This window comes from Streptomyces amritsarensis (genome assembly GCF_001953875.1).
Taxonomy (GTDB): Bacteria; Actinomycetota; Actinomycetes; order Streptomycetales; family Streptomycetaceae; genus Streptomyces; species Streptomyces amritsarensis.
On the sequence record NZ_MQUR01000173.1, the window covers coordinates 1 to 6,281 of the forward strand.

At 74.9% G+C, this 6,281-nt stretch carries 5 protein-coding genes; 2 read left to right on the top strand and 3 right to left on the bottom strand.

Annotated elements, in window-relative coordinates; genetic code table 11:
* Positions 1–22: 22 nt before the first annotated feature.
* Both purH and purN read right to left on the bottom strand, forming a co-directional pair.
* Positions 23–1,618 (bottom strand): bifunctional phosphoribosylaminoimidazolecarboxamide formyltransferase/IMP cyclohydrolase, encoded by a 1,596-nt coding sequence (gene purH, locus AVW11_RS34990; RefSeq protein WP_051700559.1) that lies wholly within the window; start codon positions 1,616–1,618, stop codon positions 23–25.
* A complete protein-coding gene (gene purN, locus AVW11_RS34995; protein ID WP_030851381.1) occupies positions 1,615–2,238 on the bottom strand; it encodes a phosphoribosylglycinamide formyltransferase in 624 nt (207 codons plus the stop codon). Before purN ends, purH begins: the two co-directional genes overlap by 4 nt.
* 243 nt (positions 2,239–2,481) lie before the next feature.
* On the opposite strand from purN, the gene AVW11_RS37005 reads away from it, so the two are divergent.
* Complete coding sequence (locus tag AVW11_RS37005; protein ID WP_060178848.1) at positions 2,482–3,069, top strand: hypothetical protein; 588 nt, start codon at positions 2,482–2,484, stop codon at positions 3,067–3,069.
* 145 nt (positions 3,070–3,214) lie between these two features.
* Here AVW11_RS37005 and AVW11_RS35000 read toward each other — a convergent pair whose 3' ends face one another.
* Positions 3,215–4,792, bottom strand: coding sequence for a cell division protein PerM (locus AVW11_RS35000; RefSeq protein WP_143568940.1), 1,578 nt, complete (start codon positions 4,790–4,792; stop codon positions 3,215–3,217).
* A 119-nt stretch (positions 4,793–4,911) separates the two neighbouring features.
* Here AVW11_RS35000 and AVW11_RS35005 point away from each other — a divergent pair, with 119 nt between their 5' ends.
* Positions 4,912–6,225, top strand: coding sequence for a transcriptional regulator (locus AVW11_RS35005; protein WP_076047039.1), 1,314 nt, complete (start codon positions 4,912–4,914; stop codon positions 6,223–6,225).
* The last annotated feature ends 56 nt before the right edge of the window (positions 6,226–6,281 follow it).

The following is a 6,281-nucleotide window of genomic DNA, read 5'->3' on the forward strand; positions in this document are numbered from 1 at the left end:
GCCGTGCCGGGGCGAGCCGGACTCAGTGGAAGAAGTGGCGGGTGCCGGTGAAGTACATCGTCACGCCGGCCTTCTGCGCGGCCTCGACGACCTGCTCGTCACGGACCGAACCGCCCGGCTGGACCACGGCCTTGATGCCTGCGGCGGTCAGGATCTCCAGACCGTCCGGGAAGGGGAAGAAGGCGTCGGAGGCGGCGTACGAGCCCTGCGCGCGCTCGGCGCCGGCCCGCTCGACGGCGAGCTTCGCCGAGTCGACGCGGTTGACCTGGCCCATGCCGACGCCGACCGAGGCGCCGTCCTTGGCGAGCAGGATCGCGTTGGACTTGACGGCCCGGCAGGCCCGCCACGCGAAGGCCAGCTCGGCGAGCTCCGCCGGGGACAGGGCGTCGCCGGTGGCGAGCGTCCAGTTGGCCGGGTCGTCGCCCTCGGCCTGGAAGAGGTCGCTCTGCTGGAGCAGCGCACCGCCGCTGACGGGCTTGAGGTCACCCGGCTGGTGCGGGGTGCCGTCGACCTTCAGGACGCGGATGTTCTTCTTCTTGGCGAGGATCTCCACCGCGCCGTCCTCGTAGCCGGGGGCGGCGATGACCTCGGTGAAGATCTCCGCGACCTGCTCGGCGAGCTCGACGGTCACCGGGCGGTTGACGGCGATGACACCGCCGAACGCCGACAGCGGGTCGCAGGCGTGCGCCTTGCGGTGCGCCTCGGCGACGTCCGCGCCGACGGCGATGCCGCACGGGTTGGCGTGCTTGATGATCGCGACGCAGGGGCCCTCGTGGTCGTAGGCGGCCCGGCGGGCGGCCTCGGTGTCCACGTAGTTGTTGAAGGACATCTCCTTGCCGTGCAGCTGCTCGGCGTTGGCGAGCCCGCCCGGCTGCCCGTCGGTGTAGAGCGCGGCCGCCTGGTGCGGGTTCTCGCCGTAGCGGAGGGTGGACTTGCGCTCCCAGGCGCCGGCGAGGAACTCGGGCAGCGCGCCCTCCCCGCCCTCCGGGGCGTACGCGTTCGTGAACCAGGAGGCGACGGCCACGTCGTAGGCGGCGGTGTGCTGGAAGGCCTCGGCCGCCAGCCGCTTGCGGGCGGTGAGGTCGAAGCCTCCGCCCTGGGCCGCGGCGATGACGTCGGCGTACCGGTCGGGGCTGGTGACCACGGCGACCGACGGGTGGTTCTTGGCGGCCGCGCGGACCATCGACGGACCGCCGATGTCGATCTGCTCGACGCACTCGTCCTCGGTGGCACCCGACCGGACGGTGGCCTGGAACGGGTACAGGTTGACGACGACGAGGTCGAAGGGCTCCACGCCCAGCTCGGCGAGCTGGTTGCGGTGGTCCTCCAGGCGCAGGTCGGCGAGGATGCCGGCGTGCACGCGCGGGTGCAGGGTCTTGACCCGGCCGTCGAGGCACTCGGGGAAGCCGGTCAGCTCCTCCACCTTGGTGACGGGCACCCCGGCGGCGGCGATCTTCGAGGCGGTGGAGCCGGTGGAGACGAGCGCGACGCCCGCCTCGTGCAGGCCGCGGGCCAGCTCTTCCAGTCCCGTCTTGTCGTAGACGCTGATGAGCGCACGCCGGATCGGCCGCCGGGTCGTGGTCGGGTCGTTGCTCGCTGCGGTGTCTGCGGCGGTCACTGGATTGTTACCTTTCGTCCCTCAATGCGGTAGCCGTGCCGGGCCAGACGCCCCACGACATCGACGAGCAGCTGTCGCTCGACTTCCTTGATGCGCTCATGGAGAGCGGCTTCGTCGTCCTCGTCCCGGACCTCGACCACACCCTGGGCGATGATCGGACCGGTGTCCACGCCGCTGTCCACGAAGTGGACCGTGCAGCCGGTGACCTTCGCGCCGTAGGCGAGCGCGTCCCGCACGCCGTGCGCCCCGGGGAAGGAGGGGAGGAGGGCGGGGTGGGTGTTGATGAACCGGCCGCCGAAGCGGTCGATGAACTCCTTGCCCACGATCTTCATGAAACCGGCCGACACGACGAGGTCGGGCGCGTGCGCGTCGGTCGCCGCGGTGAGGGCGGCGTCCCACTCGGCGCGGCTCCCGTAGTCCTTCACCGGGCAGACGAAGGTGGGGATCCCGGCCTTCTCCGCCCGCTCCAGGCCGGCGATGTTCGCCCGGTCGGCCCCCACGGCGACGACTTCGGCACCGAAGCCCTCGGATCCGCCGGGATGGGCGTCGATGGCGTCGAGCAGGGCCTGGAGGTTGGTGCCGGAACCGGAGACCAGCACGACCAGGCGGGAGGCGGCCATGGGAGGCCCTTTCTCGCGGAATTGCGGTGTTCGTCTTTGTGCGGTCATACGAAACTTCGGGGTACCGATATACGGGGAACCATACGAAGCCGCCGACCGCCTGCAACGATACCGGCACACCGGACGGCCCCCGAGGGACGGGGGCACGGGCGGGCGGTAGCGTCTGCGTACAAGCCGCAAACTGGCCTCACCTCGCCTCGACGTCCTCGTGACGTCCATGACACAGGGGAAGTAACACACCCGATGCCGGACCGCCGTCAGCCCGACTCCCCCACCGACGACAACCCCTTCGCGGCCCCGCCGGAAGGCCGGCCCGACCAACCGTGGCAGCCGCGCAGCGGTGGTGGTGGCGGCGGTGACGGCGACGGGAGCGGCCCGGGGGACTCGGGCGGGCAGCGCGGCCCGGCGCGCTGGGACCCGACGGACCCGATCCAGCGCCGCGCCCGCTACGCGCTGCTGGCGGGCATGTGGGGCTTCTTCTTCGGCATCTTCGGCATCCCGTCGGTCGGCCTCCTGCTGGGCGCGCTCGCCCTGTACTGGGGTATCAGCGCGCTCCGCGGCAAGCCGGTCGCGGCGACCGGCGAGCCGGGCGCCCCGGCGGGCCTGGACGCCCTGGGCCCGGCGGCGCGACCGCAGCGCACGGCGGCGGTGAGCGGCCTGGTCACCGCCTCGCTGGCGATCCTGCTGGCCATGAGCTCGTACGCACTGCAGCTCGTGTACAAGGACTTCTACGTCTGCCGCGACGACGCCCTCACCAAGTCGGCGGAGCTCCAGTGCAACACCCTCCTCCCGGACAACTTCGTGGGCGAGGTCCTGCAGGTCCGCCGGTAACCGCCGCCGCCCCGCCGCCGCCCGCCCCGCCGGCGTGTCGATGCGCGAGGCCCGGGGCGGAGCCCCGCTCTTTTCAGCCCCGCCGGCGTTTGAGGCGCGGGGGCCCGGGGGCAGCGGCGCCGCACCCGGCAACGCACCGGACGGTCTAGGCAGGCGGCTTCCGCCGGGCAAGCACCCGCACCCCGACCACCGGCGGAGCCACGGGCGGAACCGGCGCCGCCACGGGCGGAGCCACCGCCCCCAGGTCCAGCCCGGACACCACGGTCACCGCCCGCCGCATCCGCACCGCAGGTGCCGCAGCCGCCGCGGGCACAGGAGCCACCACGACCGGCGGAGCCACCGGCTCGGCGACGATTTCCGGCACCAGCGTCCCCGACGCCCTCCGCATCGCCTCCCACCGCAGCTCCCGCACCCCGCTGTCGTGCCAGCCGTCGTCCAACGGGACGTCCGCGTCGCCCGTGACCGGGCCCTCCGCCGGGCGGTAGCGCCACGCGTGCACCCCCACCGCCACCGGCACGGCCAGCGCCAGCGTCCACGCGAAGGCCGCCGCGCCCGTGGCCCACCACACCGGCCCGAACTCGGCCAGCCGCCGTGAGCCGAGCGGTCCCGCCGCGGCCGCCGCGAGCCCGGCCATCGCCAGGCCGCAGACCAGTGCGCCGAGGGCCGCCGTGAGCGCGGTCTCCCCGTACGAGACCTCCCGTGCCCGGCGCACCGCGAACCAGCCCACCGCCAGCCCGGCGACCACCGGCACTCCGGCGGCGGCCCAGGTCAGCGGGGTGCCCGCCCCCGCGGCCGGGAGCGCTTCCAGCAGCGGGAACCGGGGCAGGGCGGGCGCGCCGGCGAAGCCCAGCGGGGTGGCCGTGACCTCGGCGCCGAGGGAGAAGCCGGGGCCGAGCGCGTAGGCCGCTCCCCAGACCATGGCGTTCGGGATCAGGGCGAGCGCGAGCAGCAGGACCGCGAACCGGCCCGACCACACCCCCGTCAGCGACAGGAACGAGGCCTGGACCTGCGCGCCGTGCCAGGCGAGCGAGGCACCGACGAGCAGCGCTCCGCCGCCCAGGAGCACCAGGGCGCCACCCGCGCCCGCCCGCAGCGCCAGCGCGTACCGAGGGCGTGCGAACCCCCTCCGTACGCCCTCCGGCAGCCATTTCGGCAGCGGCCCGAGCGGCCGGCCCTTGGCCCCCCACACCCCGCCGGCCGCGGCCGGCACGGCAACCAGCGGGACGTGCCAGGCGGCGCTGATGGGGTCGGCCGGCATCGGCCCGCCGGCGGCGTACACCGTGGCGAGCGCCCCGACGGCGAGGTATCCGCAGAGCACGGCCGAGAACACGGCGGTCGCGGGCAGCACGTCCTCGTCCTCCTCGTCGGAGGCGCCGCCCAGGCGGGCGGCCCGCCGAACGAGCAGGACGGGCAGCAGGGCGAGCAGCAGCGGTGTCACACCGACGGGTGCCGGGACGCCGGAAAGCGTGTCGTAGCGCAGCAGTTCGGTCCCGTGGGCGAGCAGCCACAGCCCGGCGGCGAGGTGCAGGGCCCCGCCGGGACCGCTGTCGGGGTAGGGGGAGCTGATCCACAGGACGATGACGAGCACGGCGAGGAAGCCGAGCCCGAGTCCGGCCGCCACGGCGCCGCCCACCACGCATGCGGCGGCGGCCGGCGAGCGCCGTCGCACGCCGGTTCGCGGGGACGCCGGCAACCGGGTCCCGCGTTCGGTCACTTGGGTCACCCCGCCATGGTGCCAACGACACGCGCTATGGGCGGGTAACAGGCGAATGTCCGTGGTGTCGCCCAATATACGTTTATGTACTTTATTGCTCAGGGCTGCCGGGTTGCGGGGAGTGTGGCATGACACGAAACGTCGAGGGCCTGCCCGCCCCGCACGAGCGCCGAAGTCTGCGCGAAGCCGCGGAGCTGACGCTCGATGAGGTCGCGGCGGCCATGGGTGTCTCCGCGGCGACGGTCCGCCACTGGGAGTCCGGACGCACGAACCCGCGCGGGCGCAAGCACGCCGCGTACGCGCGGTTCCTCGACGGCCTCACCGCCCCGCCGGCGGCCGCGGACGCGGACGCGGCCGGGCCGCCGGGCCGGACCGACCCGGCTGCTCCGGCCCAACCGGCCGAACCGGCCGAACCGGCCGAACCGGCCGAACCGGCCGAACCGGCCGAACCGGCCGAACCGGTCCTGGTGGCGGTGGCACCCGGGGCCGGGGCCGGCGCCGAGGGCGGTCCGACCGCCCCGGAGGGCCCCGCGGTCGCCACCGACACCGCCGACACGCCCGTCGGCGACACCGGCGACACCGGCGGCGGCGCGGCCGGAGCCGTCGCCCGACCGGCCGTACGCCCCCTCCTCGGGCCGGCGGATGCCTTCGACACCCTCTACGACCGGGCCGCGCCCGCCCTCGCCCTGCAGAGCTACCTGCTCTCCGGGCGTCGCGCCCTCGCCCTGGAGGCCGTGGACCGGGCCTTTACCCGGGCCTGGGACCAGTGGCCCGAAGTGGCCACCGACCCGGACCCCGAGGGCTGGGTGCGCGCGATCGCCTACGAGCACGCGCTCTCCCCCTGGCACCGGTTCCGGCGCGCCCACCGCAGACCCGACCCGCCCCCGGCCGATCCCGCCGACCGGATCCTGCTCGACGCCCTGCTCGCGCTGTCCCCCGTTCACCGGCGCACCGTCCTGCTCTACGACGGCGTCGGCCTCGACCTGCCCGACACCGCCGCCGAGACGGAGGCCACGACCCTCGCCGCCGGCAACCGCATCCTGCACGCGCACGCCGAACTCGCCGCCCGGATCCCGGAACTGGCCGACGTACCGGTCGAGAAGCAGTCCGCGGCGCTGCGGGAGCGGCTCGTCGCGCTGCGGCCGCCGTTCGCGCTCACCCCGCGCCCGGCGGCTGCGGTCCGCGGCGGCGGCGAGCGGCGCGGCCGGCAGTGGACCCGGGCGACGCTCGGCCTGACCGCGGTGATCACGGCCGCTACCGCCTACACGGTGGCGACCGCGCCCACCCGCTACGACCCTCCGCCGGCACCCGGCGAGAGCGTGACCGGGGTGCCGCCGCTCAGCGGCCCGCAACAGCTCACCGAACGGAGCAGGCAGCTCCAGGACAAGCTGCGCACGGATCCGCAGGCGGGACCGGCGCGCATCACCCCGAAGATCGAGTGAGACCCGGGTACGCGAACGGGCGTGGCCCGCACCCCGAGGGGTGCGGGCCACGCCCG